The 25,604-nt window shown below is 55.7% G+C and carries 21 protein-coding genes and 1 pseudogene; 16 read left to right on the forward strand and 6 right to left on the reverse strand.

The features are described from left to right. Window positions 1-71 precede the first annotated feature (71 nt). From GOB85_RS12980 to pckA, 10 genes and pseudogenes are all read left to right on the forward strand, one after another. Window positions 72-835: pseudogene (locus GOB85_RS12980) on the forward strand (IS5 family transposase). 1,102 nt (window positions 836-1,937) lie between these two features. Further along, window positions 1,938-2,639 carry a 3-oxoacid CoA-transferase subunit A gene (locus tag GOB85_RS12985; RefSeq protein WP_173577918.1) on the forward strand — a complete coding sequence of 234 codons (702 nt, stop codon included), beginning with the start codon at window positions 1,938-1,940 and terminating at the stop codon, window positions 2,637-2,639. 2 nt (window positions 2,640-2,641) lie between these two features. Continuing rightward, window positions 2,642-3,304 (forward strand): 3-oxoacid CoA-transferase subunit B, encoded by a 663-nt coding sequence (locus GOB85_RS12990; protein WP_173577919.1) that lies wholly within the window; start codon window positions 2,642-2,644, stop codon window positions 3,302-3,304. Then, entirely contained in the window at window positions 3,297-4,502 is a 1,206-nt protein-coding gene (gene pcaF / locus GOB85_RS12995; protein ID WP_173577920.1) for a 3-oxoadipyl-CoA thiolase, read from the forward strand. Before GOB85_RS12990 ends, pcaF begins: the two co-directional genes overlap by 8 nt. 104 nt (window positions 4,503-4,606) lie before the next feature. Next, window positions 4,607-5,998 carry an MFS transporter gene (locus tag GOB85_RS13000; protein WP_173577921.1) on the forward strand — a complete coding sequence of 464 codons (1,392 nt, stop codon included), beginning with the start codon at window positions 4,607-4,609 and terminating at the stop codon, window positions 5,996-5,998. Further along, window positions 5,995-6,825 (forward strand): shikimate dehydrogenase, encoded by an 831-nt coding sequence (locus GOB85_RS13005; RefSeq protein ID WP_173577922.1) that lies wholly within the window; start codon window positions 5,995-5,997, stop codon window positions 6,823-6,825. The genes GOB85_RS13000 and GOB85_RS13005 overlap by 4 nt, the downstream gene beginning before the upstream one ends. Beyond that, window positions 6,825-7,652: a sugar phosphate isomerase/epimerase family protein gene (locus tag GOB85_RS13010; RefSeq protein WP_173577923.1), complete on the forward strand. Its 828-nt coding sequence runs from the start codon at window positions 6,825-6,827 to the stop codon at window positions 7,650-7,652. Before GOB85_RS13005 ends, GOB85_RS13010 begins: the two co-directional genes overlap by 1 nt. Next, the gene (gene aroD / locus GOB85_RS13015; protein ID WP_173577924.1) at window positions 7,646-8,401 is read left to right on the forward strand and encodes a type I 3-dehydroquinate dehydratase; all 756 of its coding nucleotides are present in this window, start codon (window positions 7,646-7,648) and stop codon (window positions 8,399-8,401) included. Before GOB85_RS13010 ends, aroD begins: the two co-directional genes overlap by 7 nt. A 37-nt stretch (window positions 8,402-8,438) precedes the next feature. After that, window positions 8,439-10,328: a bifunctional sugar phosphate isomerase/epimerase/4-hydroxyphenylpyruvate dioxygenase family protein gene (locus GOB85_RS13020; RefSeq protein ID WP_173577925.1), complete on the forward strand. Its 1,890-nt coding sequence runs from the start codon at window positions 8,439-8,441 to the stop codon at window positions 10,326-10,328. Between the two features lie 141 nt (window positions 10,329-10,469). After that, the gene (gene pckA / locus GOB85_RS13025) at window positions 10,470-12,089 is read left to right on the forward strand and encodes a phosphoenolpyruvate carboxykinase (ATP) (protein WP_173577926.1); all 1,620 of its coding nucleotides are present in this window, start codon (window positions 10,470-10,472) and stop codon (window positions 12,087-12,089) included. A 133-nt stretch (window positions 12,090-12,222) separates the two neighbouring features. Here the strand turns inward: pckA and GOB85_RS13030 are convergent, their stop codons facing one another. The 5 genes from GOB85_RS13030 to pcaH form a co-directional block, all read right to left on the reverse strand. Continuing rightward, complete coding sequence (locus GOB85_RS13030) at window positions 12,223-13,050, reverse strand: shikimate dehydrogenase family protein (RefSeq protein WP_173577927.1); 828 nt, start codon at window positions 13,048-13,050, stop codon at window positions 12,223-12,225. A gap of 126 nt (window positions 13,051-13,176) precedes the next feature. Beyond that, window positions 13,177-14,346, reverse strand: a complete 1,170-nt coding sequence (gene pcaDC / locus GOB85_RS13035; RefSeq protein ID WP_173577928.1) for a bifunctional 3-oxoadipate enol-lactonase/4-carboxymuconolactone decarboxylase PcaDC — start codon at window positions 14,344-14,346, stop codon at window positions 13,177-13,179. Next, window positions 14,337-15,734: a 3-carboxy-cis,cis-muconate cycloisomerase gene (gene pcaB / locus GOB85_RS13040; protein WP_173577929.1), complete on the reverse strand. Its 1,398-nt coding sequence runs from the start codon at window positions 15,732-15,734 to the stop codon at window positions 14,337-14,339. The genes pcaDC and pcaB overlap by 10 nt, the downstream gene beginning before the upstream one ends. Next, window positions 15,727-16,326, reverse strand: coding sequence for a protocatechuate 3,4-dioxygenase subunit alpha (gene pcaG / locus GOB85_RS13045; RefSeq protein WP_173577930.1), 600 nt, complete (start codon window positions 16,324-16,326; stop codon window positions 15,727-15,729). Before pcaG ends, pcaB begins: the two co-directional genes overlap by 8 nt. Then, complete coding sequence (gene pcaH, locus GOB85_RS13050) at window positions 16,323-17,126, reverse strand: protocatechuate 3,4-dioxygenase subunit beta (protein ID WP_338421731.1); 804 nt, start codon at window positions 17,124-17,126, stop codon at window positions 16,323-16,325. Before pcaH ends, pcaG begins: the two co-directional genes overlap by 4 nt. A 130-nt stretch (window positions 17,127-17,256) precedes the next feature. On the opposite strand from pcaH, the gene GOB85_RS13055 reads away from it, so the two are divergent. Further along, window positions 17,257-18,144 carry a helix-turn-helix domain-containing protein gene (locus GOB85_RS13055; protein WP_173577931.1) on the forward strand — a complete coding sequence of 296 codons (888 nt, stop codon included), beginning with the start codon at window positions 17,257-17,259 and terminating at the stop codon, window positions 18,142-18,144. 51 nt (window positions 18,145-18,195) lie between these two features. Next, a complete protein-coding gene (locus tag GOB85_RS13060) occupies window positions 18,196-18,999 on the forward strand; it encodes an IclR family transcriptional regulator domain-containing protein (RefSeq protein ID WP_173577932.1) in 804 nt (267 codons plus the stop codon). A gap of 7 nt (window positions 19,000-19,006) precedes the next feature. Here the strand turns inward: GOB85_RS13060 and GOB85_RS13065 are convergent, their stop codons facing one another. Continuing rightward, complete coding sequence (locus GOB85_RS13065) at window positions 19,007-20,491, reverse strand: carbohydrate porin (protein ID WP_173577933.1); 1,485 nt, start codon at window positions 20,489-20,491, stop codon at window positions 19,007-19,009. A gap of 475 nt (window positions 20,492-20,966) precedes the next feature. Here GOB85_RS13065 and GOB85_RS13070 point away from each other — a divergent pair, with 475 nt between their 5' ends. The 4 genes from GOB85_RS13070 (at window position 20,967) to GOB85_RS13085 (ending at window position 25,594) form a co-directional block, all read left to right on the forward strand. Beyond that, entirely contained in the window at window positions 20,967-21,821 is an 855-nt protein-coding gene (locus tag GOB85_RS13070; protein WP_173577934.1) for an IclR family transcriptional regulator, read from the forward strand. A gap of 124 nt (window positions 21,822-21,945) precedes the next feature. Next, on the forward strand, window positions 21,946-23,679 hold the full coding sequence (locus tag GOB85_RS13075) for an FAD-dependent oxidoreductase (RefSeq protein ID WP_198912216.1): 1,734 nt from the start codon (window positions 21,946-21,948) through the stop codon (window positions 23,677-23,679). A 35-nt stretch (window positions 23,680-23,714) separates the two neighbouring features. Then, on the forward strand, window positions 23,715-24,533 hold the full coding sequence (locus GOB85_RS13080) for a sugar phosphate isomerase/epimerase family protein (protein ID WP_173577936.1): 819 nt from the start codon (window positions 23,715-23,717) through the stop codon (window positions 24,531-24,533). After that, on the forward strand, window positions 24,530-25,594 hold the full coding sequence (locus GOB85_RS13085) for a Gfo/Idh/MocA family protein (protein ID WP_173577937.1): 1,065 nt from the start codon (window positions 24,530-24,532) through the stop codon (window positions 25,592-25,594). Before GOB85_RS13080 ends, GOB85_RS13085 begins: the two co-directional genes overlap by 4 nt. The last annotated feature ends 10 nt before the right edge of the window (window positions 25,595-25,604 follow it).

Below are 25,604 nucleotides of genomic sequence, written 5' to 3' on the forward strand. Positions count from 1 at the left end.
CTCAGGACCTGTTAATTCATTGAACTGAGCAGGTTGTTGTGATTCACAGGCTTACCAATGGAGGTGAGGCTGTGAGTGACGTGTTTTTGCTGTCTGAGAGCCAGATGGAGCGGATTGAGCCGTTTTTTCCACTGGCACATGGGGTTCCGCGTGTGGATGACCGTCGTGTCCTGAGCGGGATCGTTTACGTGATCCGCAACGGGCTTCAGTGGAAAGATGCTCCGAAAACCTATGGTCCATACAAGACCTTATACAACCGCTTCATTCGCTGGAGCCGCCTGGGTGTCTTTGACCGGATATTTACAGCGCTGACAGAACAGGCGGGTCGTTCAAAGCGCCTGATGATCGATGCGACCCATCTCAAGGCTCACCGGACAGCCACCTCCCTGCTCAGAAATGGGCTTTTCCCCGCCATATCGGACGGACAAAAGGCGGCCTGAACTCAAAGCTGCATGCCGTCTGTGATGGTCAGGGTCGGCCTGTTCGGCTGCATCTGACGGCAGGACAGGTCAGCGACTTCAAAGGTGCGGATGTTCTGCTGGCAGACCTGCCGGATGAGACCGAAGAAGTTCTCGGAGACCGGGGATACGACAGCAATAAAATCAGGCAGTTGCTCGCAGAACGCAACATCACCGCCTGTATCCCGCCAAAGAAGAACCGGAACTCAAAGCCATCTTATGACTGGAATCTCTGTAAAAAGCGTCACCTCATCGAAAACATGTTCGCGAAACTTAAAGACTGACGACGTGTTGCGACCAGATACGACCGCTGCGCACACACTTTCATGTCCGCTCTCCACATCGCAGCAAGCGTCATCTTCTATCTCAAAGAATGAGCCCTGATCCTAGATACGTAGAGACATTTACGTGGGAATTTCGAAAGTTACCGCATAAAAACCATCAATCCGTTTGCGAAGCTGCGCAAACGCAACGCAAACGCCGCCCACCATAAATCGGGAACCTCGGCCATGAGCAGTTCACCGACAAGCAGTTTCCTTCATCTCAATGGACCGGCCGAAAGTTCGCATATTTCGAAATATGATGGCGGGTCCTCAGCGACCGACTCGGAAAACCTCTCGCCGGGACAGAAACTGGTCGCACGGGCTCCCTGATACCGGCCTGGTTGCACCGGATATGACCATGCCGGACAGGTATCGTCATCCCGCAGGTTCTCAACGATATTATTCGCAAACATGCGCCCAGGCGAGCGATTTTCTGCGCTCGCAAATAGCCAGCGTGAAGCGGAAGCGACGGCAAAAGCAGGCCGGCCTGTTCCTTCCTCTTCCGGCGGATCACCGGGGGAACGGCTTCTCGCATCCGTCAGAGCACGGACTGGAAACTGATCTGCCTGTCTGGTTTGTCTGAATAAAAATACCAGTCAGATCGTCATTTATTCAATGAGAGCACCAGATCGCTTCTTACAAGGACAGTAAATATGGTCAGTATTTCAGGAGTCGGTTTCTTTGGTTCAAAACAAAAATCGCAGACTGCAGGATCAAATGCCGGTAACGTCGGTGAAATAGCGGAGCCCGTAGTATTTTAAGGCTGACATTACTCAAAGCAAAAAACCACAGGAGCAGGAATCGCCGCCTGCACTCCCGATGACATCGCCAGCCGCAATGCCTTCCAGGCTCAGGAGAGCTGTTTCGGATAGCCATGCTATAATGACTGATGCAGGCAGCGTAAATGCCGAAAATCCATAGTTATGCAGCCTCCACCTTACACAAATGACTTCGATCCTCATTTTTAGCCATCAGGATTATTGCCATAGCCACCTGTAGGCAGAAGGCGTCCGTTATTGAACTCACAAGCATCACATAATCGGGAGCAACATTTTCGTGCTTGCTGTCTGCCGGGTAAAGGTGCTGACTATTATGCGTAAAACGACCATGTGTGCGCATGACGAACAAATGAAAACAGACAAACTTCGGGGGAAAGATGATCGACAAGGAGGTTCCGAATATCGCAGAAGCTCTGGGCGATGTGCGCGACGGCTCCACCATTATGGTTGGAGGGTTCGGCTCTGTCGGACAACCTGACGCGCTCATTGAGGGCCTGATCGCACAGGGTGCGCGTGATCTCACGATCATCGCCAATAACGCAGGAACTGGCATGACCGGACTGGCGAAGCTGATGGCAGCCGGCCATGTCCGGAAAATTATCTGCTCTTTTCCCCGTTCAGCGGGATCGACTGTCTTCGAGGAACTCTTCTCTGCAGGAAAGCTGGAACTCGAAATCGTGCCTCAGGGTACGCTGGCGGAGCGCATACGGGCCGCCGGAGCCGGAATTCCAGCCTTCTACACGGCTACCACTGTCGGAACCAGACTGGCTGAAGGCAAGGAAACCCGTGAGTTCAGTGGACGAACCTATGTCATGGAGCGTGCACTGCACGCAGATGTGGCTCTTATCGAAGCCTGGAGAACCGACCGGATGGGAAACTGCATCTATCGGGAAAGCGGGCGAAACTTCAACGCAGTCATGGCCATGGCCGGTGACCGGACTGTTGTCCAGAGTTGTGGAATGGTGACGCTCGGCATGCTCGATCCGGAAGCCGTTGTGACGCCCGGTATCTTTGTTGATCAGGTGGTTGTTGTTCCGGCCCATACGCAAATCAATGAGACCGCCGGAGGGATGTGCTGATCATGAGTGGTTTTACTCCTCTTTCCCGTAAGCAAATCGCCGCACGCATAGCGCAGGATATTCCGGAGGGCTGGTATGTTAATCTTGGAATAGGGATCCCGACGCTGATTGCAGATGCTATTCCCGAAGGCCGTGAAGTCATCCTGCACAGTGAGAACGGCATTCTGGGATTTGGGCCGGCTCCTGATCCCGACAAGATTGATCCGTGGCTGATCAACGCCGGAAAACAGCATGTCACCCTGCGTCCCGGGGGCAGTTTTTTTCATCACGCAGACAGTTTCGCGATCATTCGCGGCGGACATCTTGATCTGTGCGTATTGGGGGCCTTCGAAGTATCTGCAAACGGTGATCTGGCGAACTGGGCGACTTCCGCACAAGACAGCGCACCGGCTGTCGGAGGCGCAATGGACCTGGCTGTCGGAACAAAGCGTGTCTGGGTCGCCACTGAGCATACGACCCGTGATGGCAAGCCGAAACTTGTGGAAAGCTGTGCTTATCCGCTTACCGCACAAGGTGTCGTCGGCAGGATTTACACCAATCTCGCGGTCATCGATGTCACGGAAGGACGGTTTGTCGTGAGAGAGATGGTGCCTGGTCTGAGCCGCGAGGATTTGCAGAAACAGACCGGCACCAGACTGATGTTTGAGGAAATGGAATATGCGTGAAGCTTATATCTGCGATTTCACGCGCAGTCCGATCGGACGTTATGCCGGAGCCCTGAGCTCTGTGCGCGCCGACGATCTTGCGGCCCACCCGCTGCGCGTACTGCGTGAACGAAATAGCAGCGTCGACTGGGATGCTCTTGATGATTGCTTCATGGGATGCGCCAATCAGGCGGGCGAGGACAATCGTAACGTTGCGCGGATGGCAGTTCTGCTGGCGGGATATCCCGTCAGCACACCGGGCACAACCATCAACCGTCTCTGTGGTTCCGGTCTTGATGCGGTCGGACAGGCCGCCCGCGCCCTGCGCAGCGGCGAAGCCGAACTGATGATTGCCGGCGGTGTTGAGAGCATGTCACGTGCGCCATTCGTGCAGGGAAAAGCGACGGAAGCTTTCTCCCGTGAAGCAGCTCTTTACGACACAACAATTGGCTGGCGGTTTGTCAATCCGGCTATGCGGGAGGCCTGGGGATGCGACTCCATGCCCGAAACAGGTGAAAATGTTGCTGAAAGATTTAATATTACACGCGAAGATCAGGATGTTTTTGCTCTCGCATCCCAGGTAAAGACTTCCCGCGCACGGGAAGAAGGCTATTTTGCACGCGAAATTTCTCCCGTGACCGTCCGGACACGGAAAACGGATGTACTGGTCAGCGACGATGAGCATCCACGCCCGGAAACCACGCTTGAGGGGCTTTCGAAACTGAGAGCGCCATTTCGTAAAACCGGAGGGACCGTCACGGCTGGAAACGCATCGGGAGTAAATGACGGCTCGGCAGCTCTGCTGCTTGCGACCGAGGCCGGCGCAAAAAAACATGGTCTGACCCCGCGGGCCCGGGTTATTGCGATGGCGACAGCCGGTGTCGAACCAGCCGTTATGGGGATTGGTCCGGTACCTGCCGTTCAGCGCGTTCTAAAAAAAACAGGACTGTCTCTTGATGATGTCGATCTCATCGAACTGAACGAAGCATTTGCAAGCCAGTCCCTTGCTGTCCTGCGCAGTCTTGGATTGCCTGATGACAGTGAAAGGGTCAATCCTCATGGCGGTGCCATTGCCCTTGGTCATCCGCTCGGCATGTCCGGCGCGCGGCTTGCTCTGACAGCGGTTAATGGCCTCGAGCAGCGTGGAGGGCGACGTGCACTGGTGACGATGTGCATTGGTGTCGGGCAGGGCATTGCAGCCCTGATCGAACGCATCTGACCGGCTGGCATTTCCAGTTACCTTCGGATTCAGAATATCCAGAATAAATAATAAAAATAACAGAGACAGGACGGAAAGATCCTGCTCATCCTGTGGAGGCTGGCATGTCTGGCTCTATTCCTTATGAACAACCACCGGCAACTTCGTCTGAGCATTGTGACAAACATGATCACCAGGCTTCGGTGACGACCGGCAGCAGAGATCCTGCCGGCTGGACGTTCATGCGCACGATCATCATCGCATTGTGCTTCGGCGTGAACATGGTCGACGGTGTCGATGTACTGATGCTTTCCTATGTTGCACCCACTCTTTCGAAAGGGCTTAATCTGAACGCTGAACAGCTCGGCGTCGTTTTTAGCGCCGGCCTTGCAGGCATGGCGTTTGGCGGGCTGGTCCTTGCGCCCTTTTCTGACAAAACCGGTCGACGACCTCTCATTATTTTTTCCGTCGTCCTGATGGCCGTCTGTATGATCGCTTCCGGCTATGCCTCGTCCATGGGAGAGCTTGTTGTATTGCGTATCGGTGTAGGTGCGGGAATCGGAGCTGCACTGGCCGGTATTGCCACGCTTGCAGCCGAATATGCACCGCCTAAACATCATGATTTTGCGGTAGCGATGCTACAGGGCGGCTATCCTATTGCCGCGACGATCACGGGTTTCATTGTCGCGCCCCTGATACATACATGGAGCTGGAATGCGCTTTTGATCGGCGCAGGTATTTTTTCTGCTTCCGCAATACCGCCTTTGTTTTTCTTTCTTCCGGAGTCGATGGAGTTTCTCGCTCAGAAGCGCCCGCGCAATGCATTGAACCGTATTCAGGCCATTGAGCGTCGTCTTCATCTTCCACTGACAACCGAACTGCCCCCGCCCGCTCCGGTCGAAACACGAAATACAGGGGTCGGAGGCCTGTTTCGGGAAGGACGAGCCGCACGAACAGCGCTTCTGTGGACGTCCATCATAAGCGGATTCATGACACTGTATTTTATAATAAGCTGGATTCCGAAACTGACGGTCGAGGCGGGCCTTGAGGTATCGGATAGCATCTATGCCGGCGCACTTTACAATATCGGAGCATTTCTCGGCAGCGCGACCATTGGTATCGTTGCAATCCGCCTTACGCTGCACCGGACAATAATGCTCTATCTGTTTCTGGCAGCAACTGCCCTGATTGTATTCGGTACTATCACAATGCCTCTTGCAGTCATGCTGTTTGTCGCTTTTCTCATCGGTATCTTTCTTCAGGGTGGATTTAACGGGCATTATCCGCTCGCCGCCAGCCTTTATCCGGTGAAGGTCCGGGCAACCGGTATGGGCTGGGCCATGGGCGTAGGGCGTATCGGCGCCGTGGCAGGACCCTATATCGGCGGACTTCTTCTCCAGAATCATGTCCGTATTTCCTATATTTTTCCGATATACAGCATCCCTCTCGTGATCTGTATCATCTGTGTCTTTTCGATGTCTGTTCTCCAGCGTTCTGCCGGAAGGAGTGTTCCATGAGCTGGCTTTGTGGTCTCGTAGGTGAAGGAATAGCGGCTTCCCGCAGCCCGGCAATGCACGAACGCGAGGCTAAAAACCTCGGGGAAATTCTTGTCTATCGTGTTGTGGATACGGCGGCGTGGGAAGGCACTGCAGCCGACCTTCCGGCTATTTTTCAATGGCTGAAACGCTTCAATTATAACGGCGTCAATGTTACGCATCCTTATAAACAGGCTGTCATTCCGCTGCTTGACGAACTGTCGGATGCAGCTTCGGCTATCGGTGCTGTCAATACGGTCGTATTCCGGAACGGAAAATATATCGGGCATAATACCGACTGGTCAGGCTATGCGGCGAATTTCCGCAGAACTCTCCCTGATGCCTCGCTTGAGCGGGTCGGACAGATCGGTGCCGGCGGTGCGGCATCGGCCGTTGGATATGCTCTTCTGACACTTGGTGCCAGAGAGCTGAAGCTTTTCGACGTTGACAGAGCACGTGCAACTGCTCTTGCTGAGCGGCTGCAGAAACTGTTTCCTGAAACGCGTGTCAGTGCAGTGAGCCGGGTGGAGGATGCGATCACAGGCGCTTCCGGCGTGGTCCAGACATCGCCCATTGGCATGTCCACACATCCAGGAGTGCCATTTTCACCGGATCTTCTTTCGTCTGAGCAATGGTTTTCCGAAGTGATTTATTTCCCCAGGGAAACCGAACTCCTTGCTCAGGCACGAGCAAAAGGATGTCCCACAGTCAGCGGCGTCGGTATGGCGGTCTTCCAGGCTGCTGATGCGTTCGAGCTGTTTACTGGCCTCAGGCCCGACAGGGAGCGGATGCTAAAGGAGTTTGACTGATGAAACGGGAACTCTCCCTTGCGCATCTGACGGTTATCTCTCTCCCTCCACCGGAAATGATCCGTGTTGCCTCCCGTACCGGCTATCAGAGTGTGGGACTTCGTCTGATCCGCGTGACGCCGCAAAGTCCGGGTTATCCTCTGATGGACGATGCTGTCATGTTACGTGAAACACGTGCAGCAATGTCCGAAACAGGTATCCGGGTTCATGACATTGAATTCGTGAAACTGGAACCCGATCTGAATGTGCAGTCGCTTGACCGGTTCTGTGCCACTGGTGCGGAACTCGGAGCATCGCGCCTGATCGTGGCGCCCTACGATCCTGATCTGTCCCGGATGGCCGACAGATTTGCCGAAATCTGTGCCTTGTCTGCCAGTTATGGGCTCGGTGTGGTCCTTGAATTCTTTCCCTGGACCGTCGTGCCGAATCTTGCAGAGGCTCTGGCATTGCGTAAGCAGGCCGGATCACCGGAAAATGGTGGTATCCTGGTGGACGCCCTGCATTTCTTCCGATCAGGCAGCAGCTTTTCGGATCTTCAGGGTCTGAACTCTGCCGTGCTGCCTTTTCTTCATCTGTGTGATGGACCGGCGCATGGCGCAGACGATCTGGAAGGACGTCTCCGGGAGGCCCGTGCTGAGCGCCTGGCACCGGGAGAAGGTGTCCTTCCGCTACATTCCCTGATTGCGGCAATGCCAGCTGAAATTCCTGTCAGTCTTGAAGTGCCTCTTGAGCGGATGACTGCAGAAAGAGGCGCTGAGGCTGTCGCCCTTCACGTCTCCCGGGCAGCGACACGATGTCTTGAAGTGATGGAGTGTTCATCATGCTGACCAGTATGCAGGGTGAAATACCAGCTGTGATTTGTCCGATCATCTGCAGGACGTCTGAAGAGGCTGTTCATTTTATCCGGCGGCTTTCGAAAGACCACAGAACGGACATCGTTGAACTGCGCCTCGATTATATGTGGCCGGATATGACCGTGGACGGACTTGTCCAGCTTTGCACTACAGCAAAAGATATTCTGGGCGAAAAGCCGCTCATTGCTACATTTAGGACACATGCAGAAGGTGGTGAAGCATCCATCGCGGATGCTGAATATGTTGCCCTGAAATGCGATATCGCGAAAGCTGGCTGCGCTTCTTATATCGATGTCGAATACAATCGGGGCAGAAGTGTTGTGGATAATATCCTCGGATCTGCCCGGATGTATGGTATGAAAACTATACTATCTACACACGACTTTCAAAAAACTGACTCTGAAGAACGTCTTCTTGAAAAGCTTGTCAGCATGAAACAGACGGGTCCTGATATCGTCAAAATGGCTGTTATGCCGCTCAGACCGGATGATGTTCTGCGTCTCCTGTCGGCAACTGCTGCCATGAAAGACCTTTATCCGGATACACCTCTGATTACCATGTCGATGGGCAGGCTCGGTGCCGTGTCGCGTCTGATCGGTGGTGTGTTTGGCTCCATTGCCACCTTCGCTGCGGCCGGACATGGATCTGCGCCGGGGCAGATGCAACTTGGCCCCATGCGGGATGTTCTGACAATCATATCGGAGGCATCGGGGTCAGCCTGATCGGATATTCAACAACCCCGGGTGGCAGGAGTACAGAATGCTGGATGCGATTGCGACTGTTTCTTTGGGAGGTACGCTTCGGGAAAAGCTTGAAGCAATCGCTGAAGCTGGTTTTACAGCAGCCGAGGTCTTTGAAAACGATTTCGTCTCTTCTGAGCTTTCTGCTGCCGATGTGCGTATGCTGATGAATGATCTCGGATTGCGAAACATTCTTTACCAGCCGTTTCGGAATTTTGAAGGACTGACAGGTGATGCACGGCGCAGGGCGTTCAGTCGTGCGGAACATAAATTCGACCTGATGCAGGAAATGGGAACAGATCTGCTCCTGGTCTGCTCGACAACTCTGAAAGAAGCGGATGGTGACCATGGCAGGATCGTCGATGATTTCAGGGAGCTTGGAGAACGTGCTGCCCGACGTGGCCTGCGGATAGGATACGAGGCCCTTGCGTGGGGGCGCCATATCAACGATCACCGACAGGTCGCCGCAATTGTAACGGACGTCGATCTGCCTTCCGTGGGAATTATTCTGGACAGTTTCCATTCGCTGGCTCGAAAAATTTCACCTTCATCTCTGAATGACCTTGATCCTGAAAAGATATTCCTCGTCCAGATGGCCGATGCGCCACTCATGAACATGGATCTGCTGCAGTGGAGCCGGCATTTTCGCTGCATGCCGTTGCAGGGCGGTCTTCCGGTCACGGAGTGGGTCGCTGCACTGATGCAGATCGGCTATGACGGCCCTCTGTCTCTGGAGATTTTTAACGATCGTTTTCGTGCCGGCCTCTCAGGGACGATCGCGGCTGATGGTCATCGGTCACTGGTAGCTGTGCGAGATGATGCCCGTCGTCTTCTTACAGGCGAAGGAGTATTACCTCCACGCTCTGAAGCTGCCCTTCGGTTTGTTGAATTTTCAACAACGAGTTTCAGAAGAAATGATTTCTCTGATATGATTGAGGCAATCGGTTTTCGTAAAACGGGCTCACACAAAAAAAGAGACATAGATCTCTGGCAAAGCTCAGAGGGTCTTCCGATCATTCTGAATCATGAGACAGAGTCTTTTGCCGGCAGTTACGGTCTGGTACATGGTAACTCCCTGTGCGCCATAGGCGTACAGGTTGCTGATCGTAAAGCAGCAGCTGACCGCGCTGTCAGTCTTGGTATGAAGCCAGCTGACGAAAGCTCGGACAGTCTGGCGCAGTATTCTGTTCCGGCGATACGGGGGATCGGAGGCAGTCTGATTTATCTCCTTGATGACGGCATAATGAGAGAACTTCTGGAAAAGGAGTTCGAAATAAATGATCCGGTAAAAGGGGATGGTCGAAAAAAAATTATATCTTTTGATCATTTAGCTTCTGTTGTGCGGTATGATGAATTTTTGTCCTGGGTGCTTTACTGGACGAGTTTGTTCGACCTTCGGCCATGCGAGGAAGTCGATCTTATTGATCCGGGAGGTGTCGTACAGAGTCAGGCTCTGGAAAACAGAAGGGCATCTTTACGTCTGACACTGAACGGTGCGCTGGGCGGGCGCACACTTGCATCGCGTTTCGAGAAAAAGTTCATGGGGTCGGGGTACCAGCACCTTGCGCTGGAAACAGATGATATTTTCTCTTTTGCAGATGATCTCAGGGAAAGAGGTTTTCCGGTTCTTCGGATAGGGAAAAACTATTATGACGATCTGCAGGCCCGCTTTGATCTGAGTGATGCGCTGATAACTTCTCTTTCGGAGAGGAATATTCTTTATGACTGTGACGAGACAGGTGGAGAATTTTATCAGATATTTTCAAGGGCCATCGACAAGATGTTTTTCTTTGAAATAGTGCAGCGCACCGGAGGTTACGGCGGTTATGGAGCTGCAAATACTCAGGTCAGGCTGACAGCGCAACGTCTCGCCGGCGAGACAGAAGAAGTTTCCAGGCTGCTTACATAAAAGAAGATCTGACAGAAAAATTGCGTGCAATTCGTTATCAGACTACGCTTATGTCAGGAAACAAAAATCTTTTTCCTGATTATCGCTGGTAATGTTATATTGCCCGAAAATAAAATAAAAACACAAATCGGGGAAGCCGGTATGAAGAAAGCAGGGTCAGAACAGTTTTTCAGAGAACTCAGTGGAACAGGTATCGAAGCAGAGAGTTCCGTGTGGGCAAATCTGAGCTGTGCTGCGCTTGTGGAGCATGCAATTCGGCGTAATGAAGCAAAACTTTCCGACAGTGGCGCTGTTGTCGCTCTTACAGGTGAACATACAGGCAGGTCCGTACGGGATAAATTCATTGTAAGGGAACCAGATAGTGAAGCGGATGTCTGGTGGGGAGACACCAACGCTTCTCTTGAGCCGGAAAAATTCAGACAGGCAGGTCAGGATGTCAGGGCGTGGCTCGCGAAACAGGATCTTTTTGTTCAGGATCTCTATGCCGGTGCTGATCCTGCTCATCGTATCCGCGTACGGGTTGTGACCACTCATGCCTGGAACGCCCTTTTTGCCCGCAATATGTTTATCCGTCCCGGCAAAGACGAACTTGAGCGGTTCGAACCGGATTATGTCATTCTGCACGCTCCGGAATTCCGGATGGAACCGGCCGTACATGGAACGCGGTCTGAAACCGGCGTTCTTCTGTCCTTCGGGCAAAGGCTGATCGTCATCGCCGGCACCGAATATGCCGGAGAAATCAAGAAAGCCATCTTCACGGTCATGAACTGGCTGCTGCCTTCTCAGAACGTTCTTCCGATGCACTGTTCTGCCAATGTGGGTGAGAATGAGGATATTGCGTTATTTTTTGGTCTGTCGGGTACTGGCAAGACAACACTTTCGGCCAATTCTCGCAGACAGCTTATCGGTGATGATGAGCACGGCTGGGGACAGGACGGTGTCTTCAATTTCGAGGGTGGCTGTTACGCAAAAGTCATCAATCTGAGCAGGGAAGCCGAACCGGAAATATGGGCGGCTTCCAACCGTTTTGGAGCTGTCCTTGAAAATGTCATCCTGGATGATGACCGCGTACCTCGGTTTGATGACGGGTCTCTCACGGAAAATACACGGTCATGCTATCCGATTGACTATGTACCCAATGCCCGTCTCAGCGGCAGAGCCGGAAAACCGCGTCACGTCATTATGCTGACGGCAGATGCTTTCGGCGTGCTTCCGCCTATTTCACGGCTGAATCCGGCGGAAGCGGCTTATCAGTTCATGTCGGGTTACACCGCCCGGATTTCCGGAACAGAAAAAGGCCTGGGCAAGGAACCACAGGCGACATTCAGTGCCTGTTTTGGCGCCCCCTTTCTTCCGCGGACGCCCCAGACCTACGCCCGGCAGCTTGAGACATTCCTGTCGGAGCAGAACGTGACCTGCTGGCTTTTGAATACAGGCTGGACCGGAGGCATTTACGGGACCGGAACACGGATCAGGCTGGCGCATACACGGGCGCTGGTGGACGCTGTACTCAATGGCGATCTGGACCACGCCTCATTCCGTGTCGAACCTCATTTTGGTCTCACGATTCCGGTCAGTGTGCCTGGTGTTCCCGATGATCTTCCTGATCCGGAAAATGCCTGGGAAGATAAAGCCGCTTATGCGCGAACCGCACGCGGGCTGGTGGCACGTTTTGTGGACAATTTCCGCTCGATGGAGGCCGGTGCTCCGGAAGCCGTGCAGGTTGTGGCGCGCGCATGGATGGATCTGGCAGCGCGCTGACAGATCCTGACGTAAGGTCCGGCCTGAATGCGGCGAGGACCATGCCGGTCGTGGTTTCGCTGCATGGTGCCAGCCGTATCAGCAGATTTGGCAGTCTGACTTCCGTTACTGTATGAGCGCGATAACCGGAAGATTATGCAGCCTCCTGTCCCGGAAGACTTTCGACGAAAAAATCCAGCATAAAATCTCTGACAAAATGAAACATGTCGATGCCCGTTGCCGTATGGCAGCCTTTTTCGAGGGCTGCGGCAATCAGCGGCGTTACGACCGGCTCGGTGATCACGTCACCGACAACCATATCCGCCTGCAGACTCTCCCTGGGCACAGGAAGCGGGTCATCGGGCTTCATTCCGGCGGGACTTGCATTGCACACCAGGGAAAATCCATGTGCATCGGGTGAGGAAACCGCCCGGACGTGGGCCTGCGCCGTCATGCCGCCATGTTCCAGGCGCCGAATGAGATTTTCGAGGCGCTCTGGGTCAGGATCATAAATGCCAAGTTCCGTGACACCAGCGTTCAGAAGCGCGTAAGCAATGGCGCTGCCCGCCCCGCCGGCTCCTGTCAGAAGAGCTGATGCACCTTCCGGTTTTGCACCGGCATTTCGCAATGCCTGGAGAAAGGCTTCTCCGTCAAGCATGTCGCCATACCAGCCTCCGTCAGGCAGACGGCGGGCGACGTTGGCCGCACCCAGTATGTCTGCGCGAGGACTCAGCACCCGGCAGAGATCATGTGTGGCGAATTTATGAGGAATAGTTGCGATAAAACCCGGAACATTCTGCATCGACAGAAGCATCTGTCCGAACAGGGGAAAATCGTTCGGGCAGACATGGGCCGGGATGCAAAGCGCATTGATACCGCGCTCGCGAAATCCTTCTGACATACCCTGTGGCGATTTCACCTGAGAGACAGGATCGCCAACAATGGGATAAATTTTTGTATTACCGTCAATTTTCCAGAGCATATCTATACCTTATTTGTATTTTTCATTTGTAACTTCCTTATGTTTCACCTCTTGCCCTGTTATTTATCGCAACAGGAACCGCATATTCGATCAGCGTGGCAGATAAGAAGGTTTCTTCTTCCGCAATCATTTTTTGCTGTGATTATCAGCAAGAATTTCTTTCGCACACCGTATGGCGCTGTTTGCTCGCGGTATCCCGGCATAGACGGCGACATGAAGCAGCAGTTCGGCAATATCCTCCGGAGAACATCCCGTATTGCGGGACGCCCGGACATGCAGGGCGAATTCTTCCTCACAGCCCAGTGCTGCGAGAAGAGCCAGGGTTATGACCGAACGTGTTCTTCGGTCGAAGTTCGGGCGCGACCACACCTGCCCCCAGGCGGTGCGTGTGATGAAGGTCTGGAAATACTGGTCGAAATCCGTCATGCGTTCTGTTGAGCGCGCGACATGTTCCGCTCCCAGGACAGCGCGGCGTACGTCCATTCCCCGGCTGTAAAGATCTGGGGGATGACTGTCCTCTGGCTCTCCGGCGAGGAATGTCAGAAGGGCTTCGGCGATCGCTTCCGGCTGTTCGACTGTCGGGATATGGGATGCCTGTGGTATAACCGTCATCCGGGCTGACGGGATGGTTCCGGCGAGATCCCGGGCGACGGAAACAGGTGTAGAAGGATCATCCTCGCCTACCAGCACCAAAGTTGGTTGCCTGATATTTCCGATGTCTTTGGAGAGATCGCACTGGGCCAGCGCTTCACAGGCTGCCGCATATCCCTCCGGGTCGGTGCGCAGAAAGATCTGTCGCAGACCGAGTGCGGCCGGCATGTCCATGCAGGCTGGCGTGACCCACCGGCTCATGACAGCGTCGCCCATGTCAAGCAGACCACCGGAGCGGACTGTTGCCGCTCTTTCATTCCAGGATGAGCTGGTGGGAAAAACCGCGGCTGTATCGATGAGTGTCAGAGACAGGACGCGTTCCGGACCACTCAGCGCCATGCTCTGAGCGATCAGCCCGCCGATGGAAACGCCGGCGACATGTGCATGTTCGATCGAGAGGGCATCCATGAGCGCAAATGCGTCTCCCGCCAGACCCTCAATCGTATACGGCCCTGGTGACACACTGGTCAGACCATGCCCGCGCATATCCGGACGGATCACACGATAGCGGCGGGAAAGGCCGCCGATCAGGCCGTCCCAGATATCCGAGGATGTGCCCAATGAATGAAGGAGCAGCAGCACTGGTGCACCGGGGGGACCATCGATCCGGACATTTACGTTCAGATCAGGAAGCTTTATGAACATTCCTCATTTCCTCCATTACGCCATGCTTCCAGGGCACGGATGCAGAAGGCACGGGCGTTTCCGAGATAACCCGCCGGATTCATGAGACGACTGATGTCGTCCGGCGACAGGATGGCCGTGACCCGGTCATCTTCCCGAAGCACCGTATCGAGCGTCACGTTACGCTTTACGGCGGTTCGGGTCAGTTCCTGGAGCAGGTGATGAGCAGCTTCCCGTCCCAGCCGGTTCGCAAGCTCCATACTGACGGCTTCCGCCATCATCAGTCCGCGGGTCTTTCCGAGGTCATCCCGCATGGCATCGGGACATATCTCCATCGCTTCGACTGTGTCCGCCATCTGTGCCGCAGAGGCGCTGGTCAGACGCAGCAGCGCCGGCAGGGTCTGCCATTCCGCGTGCCAGCCACCGAGGCCGCGCTCATGTTCCTGCACCATGGCGGAGAGCAGCGTGGCTACCAGACCGGGAGCCTGCGTCGCCACCGAGAGTGCTATCGCGCAGCCAACAGGATTGCGCTTGTGGGGCATGGTTGACGAGCCGCCCTGCCCCTTGCCCCCGGGAGGCAGTGTTTCAGCGATTTCCGTCTGCATCATCAGGGAGAGATCACGGGCCAGCTTGCCAAGTGCGCCGCAGAGTATGCCGAGGGCACTGCCGCACGCGGCCAGATCACTGCGCAGCGTATGCCATGGCAACGGCGGCACACCCAGCTTCAGACGCCGGGCCAGTTCAGCAGCGACCTCGATGCCCCGCCCGTCAAGGGATGCGAGCGTGCCGGCAGCGCCACCGAACTGTACGCAGGAGGCCTGCGCCACGGCTGCTTCCAGGTGCCAGCGCGCCCGCGTGACAGCGGTGAGCCAGCCCGCGGCCTTCAGGCCGAATGTAGTGGGCACCGCGTGCTGGAGCCAGGTTCTGCCCGGCAGCACGGTTCCGATGTGATCCTTCGTGATCCCTGCCAGGGTCTGTTCGAGGCGCAGCAGGTCGGCTCTGATGGCCATGACAGCCTCCTGCAGTTGCAGGATCGTGGCCGTATCGATCACGTCCTGGCTTGTCGCGCCCCAATGGACATAGCGCGCGGCTTCAGAGTTCTCTCTGGCGACCATCGCGGTAAAAGCGGCCACAAACGGGATGGCAATATTCCCTGCCCGGGCGGCCGCGGCCGCAAGAGCTGGCACATCCATCCGTTCCGGCCGGGCACAGAAGGCAATGTGCCGGGCGGCCTGGACAGGAATGATATCGAGTGCTGCTTCTGCTTCCGCCAGAGCGACTTCGAACGCCATCATGGTCCGCAGTCGCGCCTGATCATCAAGTGCAGCGGAAACGGCCTGCGTCGTGAACATGCCGTCCAGCAGAATGTCACTCCCGGTTCCGGCGGTCTCGAAGCGGGCGTCAGACATCGAAGAACACGGTTTCATTCTCGCCCTGAATATGGATATCAAACCAGTAGGTCGGTACGCCGCCGCTCTCTTCATCCCGTTTCGCAATCAGCGTATCCGCGCGTTCCGGTCCCACGAGATCCAGGATCGGGTCGTGTGCGTTGGCTTCGGATTCCGGGAAGTAGAGACGGGTCACGAGACGTCTGAGAAGTCCGCGGCCGAACAGACTGATCGCGATATGAGGCGCCTGTTCCGTATTCCCCGGTCCTGGTACCGGTCCGGGACGGACGGTATGAAATGTGAAGACGCCGTCTTCGTTTGTCGGGCACCGGCCAAATCCGATGAAAGCCGGATCGGCGGGCACTTCTGTGCGGTTGTCTTCCGGATGATCGTAACGTCCGCTGCTGCTGGCCTGCCAGATCTCAACCATAGCGTCGCTGACGGGCTGATCCATCGCGTCCAGAACCCGGCCCCTGATGATGATCCGCTCTCCCAGCACGCCTTCGCGCAGAAGGTTTTCTCCACCCTCCCAGGGAAGTGCGTAATGGAAGAAGGGGCCGACCGTCTGCCAGGGAGTCAAAGGCCGCACTTCAGAAACAAGGGTGTCGCTCATTGTGGATTCTCCATCGGCGTCGCATTCCGGCCCCGCAGGACGATGTCATAGACATAGCCGAGCGCCCATTCGTTTTCGGTCGTGTCGATATCAAACCGGGATACCATGCGGTTACGCGCTTCCGACGGCACGGCGCAGGCAATGGGATCAATATCAATCAGCGGGTCACCGGGAAAATACATCTGCGTAATCAGACGCGTGGCAAAGCATGGGCCGAAAAGAGAGAAATGAATATGAGCCGGGCGCCATGCATTATAGTGATTACGCCATGGATAGGCGCCCGGTTTGATGGTGACGAAGCGATAGCGGCCCTCTTCGTCTGTCACCACGCGACCCTGCCCGGTAAAATTGGGATCAAGCGGCGCATCATGCTGATCTTTCTTGTGGACATAGCGACCGGCAGAATTGCACTGCCAGACTTCAACCACCGTGTTGGGAACGGGATGACCGCGATCATCAAGCACATGACCGGAGACAATGATACGTTCGCCAAGCGGCTCGCCTTTTCCTTCCCGGGTCATGTCATGGACCGGTGCACGGAGGAGGCGCTCGCCAAAATCTGCCGGGCCGGTCACCTCTGTCAGAGTCTGCGGAATCCGCACGAGTGGCTTGCGGGGTGAACGGGCGACTGTGCTGACATATCCGGGGGCGAATGACGGTGGCTCGGAGAGAGCCTGTGGGGAATACTGGAGCACATCCATTGTTTTTTCCTTTTTGCTCCGGACCGTCTTCACCGCCACGCTTCTGACCGGGAGGGATGCGAAGGGCGTTGTGCATGGCATTGTGACCGGCGGTCTCATCGGCATTTCCGATCCGACAGAGGATCGTGAGTAACAGAGGCAGACTGCATGATCGGGCCGGCTGGCGTCGATGTACAAACGCGTACAAAGTTGCACTTTCCGGACACCTCACGACAATGCGATCCCTTTCATGGAAAACAGAAAAACGCCTCATTCTTTTGGCTACGATCAGGATCCTTTTCAGATCCACGACATCATTGGCCATGAAGGTCTTCGGGACTTTCTGGACATTGAATCGCTGGAAGTTCGTTCCCGTCCTGTGAACTGGCGTGTTCGCCGGCATAGCCATGCCTCCATGTTTCAGCTTTTCCTTCTTTCCACCGGCGGCTGTACAGTTGAGCTGGATGGGGTGAGCCACGAACTTGCCTCACCTGGTTTCGTGTGGATTCCGGCCCGTCATGTCCATTCCCTCGCCTATCATCCGCGGACACGCGGCTATGTGATAACGCTGGGCCATGGTCACGTCTTCACGTTCAGAATGCGCTGTCCGGAAGCGGCGCCCCTGTTCGCGGCATCACTGGCGGGGGATACTGATCTTTCCGAATTCGACCGTCTGATTACCTTTGCACGCTATCAGCCTGCCATGCCCGACCAGGCAACCGGAACGGTCACGGAGGCACTCGCGCAACTTATTCTGGCGACGATCTTCCGCCTTCTGCGTTCAGCAAACACACCTGTTCCCTCGCGCCGTGATGCCGAACTCGTCAAACGGTTCCATGCCCTTGTCGAACGGGATTTCGCGTCTCATGCTCCGGTCAGCGCCTATCTGGATGTGCTGCGCACGACGGAACGTACGCTGCGACGCGCCTGCAAGCGCATGGGGCAGCCATCACCCCATGAGATAATTCAGAGCCGGATTGCAGCCGAATCCCGTCGGCTCCTGCTTTTTTCCGGCATGAGCGCTGCCGATATCGCCGATCGACTGGGTTTCAGCGATCCGGCCTATTTCTCGCGCTGGTTCCGTGCGCGGGAGGGCACGACTATTCGCGCATTCAGGGATGAACGAGACACAAAATGATATAGTCCGGTTTGCTTGCGACAGCCGGGCTTCTCGGGCAGAAACAATGATATGAAAAGGGACCCCAGCACCTCTGCGGACGACGTGACCGAAAGCCGGGATTTCGTGACGGCCCTTGCGCGGGGTCTTGATGTCCTGCGGGCCTGCGCCGCTGCTCCCGAGGGGCTTTCTCTTTCAGATGTCGCCCGTGAGACGGACCTTCCACGCGCTGCCGCGCGCCGGGCGCTCCTGACCCTGGTGGCCACCGGATATGTCGTGCAGAACGGCCGGCTGTTTCAGCCCACGCCCCGCGTTCTTGATCTTTCAGCCCGCGTAGCGGATATGCCGCTTCCCCGGCTTGCCCAGCCAATTCTCGACAAGCTCAGCCATACTCTGGGTGAAAGCGCTTCACTGGCGATTCTGGATGGAACGGACATTCTCTACATCGCGCGTTCTGAAATCCGTCGCATTCTTGCTGTGGATCTGAGGGTCGGTGCAAAACTCCCTGCATGGTGTACGTCCATGGGGCGTGTGCTGCTTGCTGCCCTGCCGGAGGCTGAACGTCGTCGTCATATTCCGGAAAAGCTTGATGCCCGGACCTTCAGGACAACAACTGACCACAAAACGCTTAATACGTTGCTGGATGAAATCCGGGCTGATGGCTATTGCCTCCAGGATCAGGAACTGGAACCGGGCCTCCGGTCCGTTGCGGCACCTGTGTCCGGACATGACGGAAGTGTCGTGGCTGCGCTGAATATCAGCACCCAGGCCACTCGTACGCCGCTCCGCGTGCTGCGACGTACTATTGTACCCGCTGTAACGGAAGCGGCAGCCGCGCTCGGTAATGCCCTGCAGCATCAGCAACGGGGAGCCTGATACTCCTTCAGAACTGCGCCAGAAGACGGAAGCCTGCCTCAAGAGCATTGGGATAGGACCGGGTTGCATCAGGATGAACGATATACTGAAGATCCGGAAGAAGTTTCAGGCCCCGGGTAAGAAAAGCAGTATAGGTCAGTTCAAGAACCTGAAAATTCGACTGCGGCAAGGTAACACCGTTTTTTAACGGATATCCGAGATCATACTCCAGTTCCTGCAGGCGGGTGATCTTCCGGTTGACGGACTGCCATGTCCAGAAAAGTGACACAGCGTCCGTTATGCGGGAGGGGAACATACCCTGCGAGATGATGCCTGCCGTATACTGGGTCTGACCAGAAAGAGAAGAGCCCTCATTCCAGCCTGCGAGGCCGAAAAGAATCAGGCCCTGATCCTTCGCCGGACCAAAGCGCCACACCATCTGATCCGCTCCCACATACCACGCTCCGCGCTGATGTTCGATCCGGGCCGGTTTGTGAGAAATCAGGATGGGTGATCCGTCGACCGCAGTAAATGGATCCGGATGATCGGACGTATCGAAATAACCACCTATTTTATAATGGCCGGTCAGTTTGTCCTTTCCGAGAGCTGGTTCCCAGCCGAGCTCAACAGGAATGACGTAGCCAAGGGGAGCGAAAGAAAAATTAAAGCCGGCCTGGCCGCCTTCAGTTGCCGAAGCCTCGAAAACACCGGCCTGCGCATACAGATGATATCCTGGATTAAACCGGGCCATGGCGCCCCACTGTGAAAAAGGCCAGGAGCGCCACTTGGATGACACGGATATTGCGGTCGGGTGTGCACAGATGATGCTGTTAAGCGCGTAACAGCCGAAATAGGATGTGCCAAACTTGATATTGGCCGGCATACGCCCGACATCGACTACAAGCTTTTTGTTCAGAAGGCTTTCTTCAAAATACATGTAGACCAGCTTGTAAAGAACATTGCCACCGGCCCCGTAATCCTGCTGAGGCTGGATAAGTCCTGTTTTCTCAAGATAATCTGTCGCCACGCTGCGCCCTGCTCGCTGGACGCCAAGCATGTGGAACGAAAGTCCCTTCAGGCCGAACATTTTTTCAAGATCGAAGTCGGTGCCCATGACCACCTGATGCGAATAATCGAACCCCTGCCGCCGGCCTCCGACAGCATTCGACATGCCCTCGGCCATGTAGGTCAGAGTGAAATCGAAACCATAATCGGAGAGGCGCTGACGCCATCCGCCAAGCGAACCGAGCAACCGGTCAAGTTCCGGCACGACGCGGACTTCCGGCCACGCGGAACCAAGAGCTGAGGCATTGACACCGACCCGTTCCCGTTGCTGAGACGAGGAAGCGGCATTGTCCTCGGTCAGTACGTGCATTTCATTCCAGAATGACCCTGGTTTTGCATTGCCGGATGATGCCGCCAGCTGGAGCGGCTCAGAGGTTGCAGCGGACCCTGCGGCGGATGCCGGAGCAACAGACCTGGATGCGGCGACAACGTGCCGATGCCGCATCATTTTTTTCCTGGAAAGCACAGACGGAGATACCGCCGGTCCGGCATGCCGGCTGACAGAGGAAACGGGGGCTGCTTCGGCACGGGGTATTATGCCAGCCGCACAGAAGAGGAGAGCAGCGGACAGCAGAGGCCGCCATGAGATACGGAAGGACATGCGAAATCCCTTCTCATCAGGCGGATGTTTCCGGCAGAACTGTTCTGCCGGATACGGAGCAATACGTTTTCCGGGAAAGAGCGACGGCGCACCCTTCATCCGTACCTGACGGGAGGATTTCTCTTAAAACACTGATGGTCATCTGACGCCTCATATGACGTTCTTGTTTTTGGATCGTTTTGTCGGATCACAGCCCTGACCGGCAGTGATAAAGCTGCCCTTACCGGAATCGGAACCCTTTTCCAATATTGGAATTGATATTGGAAAAGTTTTCCACTATCAACGGGGGCAGATGATTTATCCTGTCACATGAAGAAAAAAGATGAATTCGAAGAGCCATTCCCGAAAACCGGCATCCCGCCCCTCCGTAGCGGAAACAGATGAGGTGAGCGCCGCACCGTCGGGAATCATGGAAAGAACCCTGGCGATCATCGAATTGCTGTCACACCACGGGTCTGGTCTTCCGATTTCATCCATCAGCACCATGCTCTCGATTCCATTAAGCGCCAGCCATCGGCTGACATCGGATCTGCAGGCTCTGGGTTATATCCAGCAGGAAGGCGGTTCCGGTGGACGCTATCGGCTGACAATGAAGCCGGTATCAGTCGCTTTCAGATTTCTGGCTTCCTGCGGGATCACCGATTTCGCTCAGCCTGTCCTGGACCGACTGGCCGCAGAAAGCGGAGAACTTGTGCGTCTCGCTGTTCCGGATGGAGGCAGTCTTTCCTGGATCGCCCGGGCGCAGGGCGGTCGTTCGGGCCTGAAATATGACCCTGACATGGGTCAGGCGGCTCATCTGTCATCGACGGCAACAGGTCTGGCCTGGCTTGCGACCATGCCGGATGCCGCCGCGCTCAGACTCGCTGAGGAGCAGGGGTACGGGTCTCCCGATGAATTCGGGCCGAATGCGCCGCGCAACAGCAAAGCTCTTCTCTCTGTTCTGAAGGCGACGCGTCAGAGAGGGTTCAGCCTGACCGTGGCAACATTCGCCCCGTGGATGACAGCCATCGCCTGCGTTGTCCGGTCGGGCCGCACTCAGGAAACCCTTGGAACGCTGAGCATTGCCGGCCCGACGCTGCGGCTGCCGGAATCACGGGCACTCGAACTTGGACAGCTTCTCGTCGAAGCTGCACGTGAACTCGGGGACATGCAGATCGTCCCACGCGATAACGGATAAAAAACATAGCTATGTAGCACTTAAAATATCAGAAAACTATGGATCAGGTGGCCTCACCAACAAAAACAAAAAAGGTCTTACAATGCTCCATTCTGTTCATTCGTCGTCTCCTGTGTCCTCCGATATGGCAACGGACATCCTCGTGATCGGTGCCGGAGCGGGAGGAATGAGTGCCGCTCTTTTCGCAAAACGCCGGAATATGGATGTTATTCTCTGCGAAAAGACGGATATGGCCGGAGGAATTACGGCAACATCCGGTGGCACGGTCTGGGCCCCGGGCACTGATCTTTCCCGGGAAGTGGGTCCTCAGGACAATCCCGATGATGCCAGAAGGTTTCTGCAGTCGGTTGTAGGTGAACGGGGCGGCGACGCCCTCAGGGACGCCTTTCTTGAAGCCGCACCAGCCGCGATTACCGAATTGCATAATCATACGGATGTCAGGTTTGCCGCAGCATCGGCCCATCCTGATTATCGTGATGGCCCGGGCGCGGCCTGGGGTGGGCGGGCCCTGGCGCCTCTTCCGTTCGATGGACGAAAGCTGGGAAAGGATTTTTCCCGTGTCCGTCCGCCTCGCCGCGAGTTTCTGGCTCCGGGCGGGATGATGGTCGGCCGAAACGAGCTTGACGCTCTTCTGAAACCGTTCTCCTCGATCAGGAATTTTCGTCAGACTCTCTCTCTCTTTCTGCAGCTGGCAAAAGACAGAGTCTCCTGGCCTCGCGGCACCAGGCTGGTCATGGGCAATGCTCTTGTCGGACGACTGCTTCTGAGTCTGCGCAGGAACAACGTTCCGGTTTTATATAACTGGTCACTGGACGATCTGATCGTGACGGACGGAAAGGTGACCGGTGCCCGTTTTTCAACGCCGGAAGGGGAGAGAACGATCACTGCGCACAGAGCTGTGGTTCTGGCTACCGGCGGTATCGCGACAAATACGTCTCTGCGCAGGAAGGTTTTTCCTTTTCCCGATATGATTTCCCTGGCGCCGGCCAGCAACAGCGGAGACGGTGTTGAAGCTGGTCTGCGTGCCGGAGCAGGGTTCTCCGACGGCGTGGACAGTCCTGCCCTGTGGATGCCCTGCTCCACAAGACGCCTCAGGAACGGTACGGAGCTGGTATGGCCTCACATCATACTTGATCGTGCAAAACCTGGTCTCCTGGCTGTCAGTCAGGATGGAAAACGTTTCGTAAATGAGGCGAATTCATACCATGATTTCTGTACAGGCATGATTGAAAACAAGCACAAAACAGCCTGGCTGATCTGCGACCGGGCCTTTCTGCGCGAGTATGGACTTGGCATGGTCTGGGCGGGAACACACAGCGTTCGGCGTTTCATCCGTTCAGGCTATCTCATTGAGGCATCCTCCATCGGAGCACTGGCCGAAAAGATCGGCGCCCACCCTTCAACGCTGGAACAGACTGTCGCCCGCTACAATGCACTGGCCCGATCAGGAGAAGACACAGATTTTGGCCGTGGCTCCACAACGGTCAATCGTTTCAACGGTGATGCCCGCTATGAACCCAATCCATGCATGCGTCCTGTTGGCGAAGGTCCTTATTACGCCATGGCGGTCCGGCCAGCGGATCTGGCGACAAGCGCCGGACTTACGGGAGACATCAACGGACAGGTCACTGATAAAAATGGTGTGCCTGTCGAAGGACTTTATGCCTGCGGCAACGATCTGACGTCACTGTTCCGGGGCACTTATCCAGGCCCTGGCACCACGCTCGGACCGGCTCTCGTCATGGCCTGGCGGATTGCTGCCCATCTTGCAGGAAGATTCCCGGCTGCGCAGACGATCATCCGCAGTCCTGAACAGACTGAACACGGTCAGCCGGTCACGGAGAATGTCTCCGCCTGACCAGTTTTTTCCTGTAAGAAAAAGAACAAACGGAAATGACGAGACAAATCTTTCTCTCCTGGCTGACAACCGCTCCCATGCCACCCTGCGACATGATTACCGTGGCAAAAGAGTGTGGTTATACCGGTGTCAGTCTGCGCGCTCTGCGAGCCGCCGAGGGTGACAACATCCCGCAGCTTCTGCAGGATCAGAGTCTGAGGCAAAGCGTAAAACATCGCGCGGCTGCTGAAGGCATTATCCTTGCAGACATGGAAATCGTCCGAATCAACGAAGGTTTTACGGTCCGATCAGTCGAGCCGTTCCTCGATCTGTGTGCCGAACTGTCTGTTTCAGCATTTCTCGTCGCGGGCGATGATCCTGATCTTTCTCGTCTGACTGCTTCCTTCAATGCCTTATGCGAAGCCAGTCGTCCCAGGGGTATCTGTCCGGCTCTTGAATTCATGCCCTGGACAAGCGTGAAGGATGCAAAAACAGCTCTCTCTGTCATTGAAAAGTCCGGTGCACACAATGGAAAAATAATCGTTGATGCACTCCATGTCGCGCGTTCTTCCACAACTCCTGACGATCTGCGGGCCATCCCGCCGGAGCGGCTGGCCTGTTTTCAGATATGCGACGCGCCCGCAGGCATTCCACCCACACAGGAAGAGCTGATCTATACGGCGCGGCAGGCCCGCCTGCTGCCAGGTCAGGGTGGCATTGATCTGCACGCAATCATGGAGGCACTTCCTCCCGATATTCCCATCAGCGTCGAAATTCCCAACAAAGAGGGACATGCTGTCCGGGGCGCGACCGGGTGGGCGAAAGATGCTTTCAGTGCAACAGTATCTTTTCTGAATAAAGAGCCTGCAAGATGAGCGCGCAGTCACCGGCCCGTATTCTGCTGGCTGGCGCCGGTGCGATCGGCCGCCTGCATTTCCGTGAAATGCAGGAGTGTACATTCTGCACGTTGTCGGGCATCGTCGAACCTGCTCCGGCGGGTAGGGAGTGGGCCGAAGCTGCTGGCGTGCCCTGGTTTGCAGATCTGGATACGGCTCTGGCTCATGAGAAGCCGGATGCGGCCATTGTTGCGACCCCCAATCAGACGCATCGCGCTCTTGCCCTGCGTCTGATTGAGGAGCGCATTGTTCCTCTGGTTGAAAAACCAATTGCCAGCACCATCGAGGATGCCACTGAAATCGTGACAGCCTCGGAGAAAGCCGGAGTGCCCGTACTCATCGGTCATCACAGGCGACACAATCCCATTATCCGCACTGCGCATGAAATCATCAGCAGAGGCGCTCCCGGGCAGCTTGTTTCGGTTTCACTCATGGCATTGTTTCGCAAGCCTGACGACTATTTCACGGCGAGCTGGAGGAGGGAGCCGGGTGGCGGTCCGGTCCTGATCAACCTGATCCATGAAATCGACGTAATCCGGCATCTTTGTGGCGAAATCAGCTCTGTTCATGCCGTGACCAGCAACCGGATACGCGGTTTTGAAGTCGAGGATACGGCGGCAATTCTTCTTCGGCTTGATAACGAAGCCCTGGTCACCATTTCCCTCAGTGATTGTGCCAGCTCTCCCTGGAGCTGGGATCTCCAGGCTGGTGAAATTGATTCCTATCCCGCGCCTGCCGCGCCCGTCACAACGATGGTCATCAGCGGAACTGACGGATCACTTGCACTGCCGTCACTCGATTTCTGGTCGTATCGCGGCAAGCCGGACTGGTATGAGCCTCTGACACGGGAAACAACCGGATACAGAAAGGAAAGTCCTTATATCGCCCAGCTGCGCAATCTCTGCGCCGTCAGCCGCGGAGAAGCCGTCCCCGTCGTTGATGCGCAGGAAGGACTTAGCACACTGCGCGCCACGCTCGCCGTCGCAGAATCCGCACGGACGGGAAAGACCGTTCATATTCCATCCAGCCAATTTGCATAAAAGAGTTTCC

Origin of the sequence: Acetobacter fallax, assembly GCF_011516735.1 — a bacterium.
GTDB lineage: Bacteria > Pseudomonadota > Alphaproteobacteria > Acetobacterales > Acetobacteraceae > Acetobacter > Acetobacter fallax.